Origin of the sequence: Streptomyces sp. SID14478 (assembly GCF_010548525.1) — a bacterium.
GTDB lineage: Bacteria > Actinomycetota > Actinomycetes > Streptomycetales > Streptomycetaceae > Streptomyces.
This window is the reverse complement of record NZ_JAAGMG010001243.1, coordinates 1-1,961: the sequence shown is the minus strand read 5'-3', so window position 1 is coordinate 1,961 and position 1,961 is coordinate 1. Positions and strand designations below refer to the sequence as shown.

The following is a 1,961-nucleotide window of genomic DNA, read 5'->3' as shown; positions in this document are numbered from 1 at the left end:
CGACGCCCGACCCCCAGCAGCCCGACGCCGGGGCCGCGGCCCCGCACCCCGAGACGGTGACCGGCGCCGCCGCGCTGCCCGCCGAGGCCCTGGAGATCGCCGCTGGCTACGCCTTCACCGGCCCCGCGCTCGACCTGGGCGCGCTGCTCTGGGACGGCGAGTGCCATGCCGACGCCCAGATCCGCATCCCGCTGCCCATGCTGAACCGGCACGGCCTCGTCGCCGGCGCCACCGGTACCGGCAAGACGAAGACGCTGCAGCTCATCGCCGAGCAGCTGGCCGCGCAGGGGGTGCCCGTCTTCCTCGCCGACATCAAGGGGGACGTGTCCGGCATCTCGGCGCCCGGCGAGGACGGCGAGAAGGTGCGCGAGCGGGCCGGGCAGGTGGGCCAGGAGTGGACGCCGGCCGGGTACCCGTGCGAGTTCTACGCGCTGGGCGGCATCGGCCCCGGCATTCCGCTGCGGGCCACCATCACGAGCTTCGGCCCCGTCCTGCTCGCGAAGGTGCTGCAGCTCAACCAGACCCAGGAGCAGTCGCTCGGCCTGATCTTCCACTACGCGGACCAGAAGGGCCTGGAGCTCGTCGACCTGAAGGACCTGCGGGCCGTCGTCACGTTCCTGACCTCGGACGAGGGCAAGCCCGAACTGAAGGGCATCGGCGGTCTGTCGTCGGTCACCGCCGGCGTGATCCTGCGGGCGCTCACCGCGTTCGAGGCGCAGGGGATGAGCGACTTCTTCGGGGAGCCCGAGTTCGACACGAGCGAACTGCTGCGGGCCGCGCCCGACGGGCGGGGCCTGGTCTCCGTACTGGAGCTGCCGGCGGTGCAGGACAAGCCGCAGCTGTTCTCCACCTTCCTGATGTGGCTGCTCGCCGATCTGTTCCAGCGGCTGCCGGAGGTCGGGGACGTCGAGAAGCCGAAGCTCGTCTTCTTCTTCGACGAGGCGCACCTGCTGTTCAACGGGGCGTCCAAGGCGTTCCTCGAAGCCATCACGCAGACCGTGCGGCTGATCCGGTCCAAGGGGGTCGGCATCTTCTTCGTGACGCAGACGCCCAAGGACGTGCCCGCCGACGTCCTCGCGCAGCTCGGCAACCGTGTGCAGCACGCGCTGCGCGCCTTCACGCCCGAGGACCAGAAGGCCCTGAAGGCGACCGTGAAGACCTTCCCGAACTCGGCGTACGACCTCGAAGAGGTGCTGACCTCGCTCGGTACCGGCGAGGCCGTGATCACCGTGCTCAGCGAGAAGGGCGCGCCGACGCCGGTCGCGGCGACGCGGCTGCGGGCGCCGGAGTCGCTGATGGGGCCGGTGGAGGCGGGTGCGCTGGACGCCGCCGTGAAGGGTTCGCTGCTGTACTCGCGCTACGCCGACGCCGTGGACCGCGAGTCGGCCTTCGAGCGGCTGAGCGCGCAGGAGGCCGAGACCGCGGCGCGCAAACAGGCCGAGGCGGAGGCGCTGGCCGCCGAGAAGGAGGCGAAGGCCGCGGGGCGCGGGCGGCCCCCGGCGGACGCCTCCGTCGTGGACCAGGTCGTCGGGAGCGGGATCTTCAAGTCGCTGGCGCGGTCGATGGGCACGCAGCTGGGGCGGGAGATCTCGCGGTCCATCTTCGGTACGCGGCGCCGCTGAGGCCCCGCACCGATGCCCCGCGCCCCCTTCGTAGGGGCGCGGGGCGTGCGTTCACTGCTCCTTCGGTTCCTCCCGGACCGGAGGCCGGTTGTGGTGGTCCGGAGCCTTCGGCTCCGGGCTCCGGTTCGCGCGGGCGTCTCGCGCCGCCTCCGCGCGCAACAGGGCGCGCAGCAGGGCGTACGGGTCCTTGGGCATGGGGGTGTGGTCCTTCCGGCGTCGTGCGTGCTCGTACGTGACGGGTCCGTGGCCGGAGTCCGTCAGCAGCGCAGGACGACGGTGCGCAGGGCGCGGTGGCAGGCGCGGGCGGGGTGCGCGGTGGGGTCGGGGGCGGGCGGCGGC

General features: G+C 72.9%; 2 protein-coding genes. One reads left to right on the top strand and one right to left on the bottom strand.

Going from position 1 to position 1,961, the window contains the following annotated elements:
- The first annotated feature begins 56 nt into the window (after positions 1 to 56).
- A complete protein-coding gene (locus G3I40_RS39885) occupies positions 57 to 1,622 on the top strand; it encodes a helicase HerA-like domain-containing protein (protein WP_164559710.1) in 1,566 nt (521 codons plus the stop codon).
- A gap of 51 nt (positions 1,623 to 1,673) precedes the next feature.
- On the opposite strand, the gene G3I40_RS46700 is transcribed toward G3I40_RS39885, so the two are convergent.
- A partial coding sequence (locus G3I40_RS46700) for a hypothetical protein (protein ID WP_203645654.1) occupies positions 1,674 to 1,961 on the bottom strand: 288 nt, incomplete at its 5' end.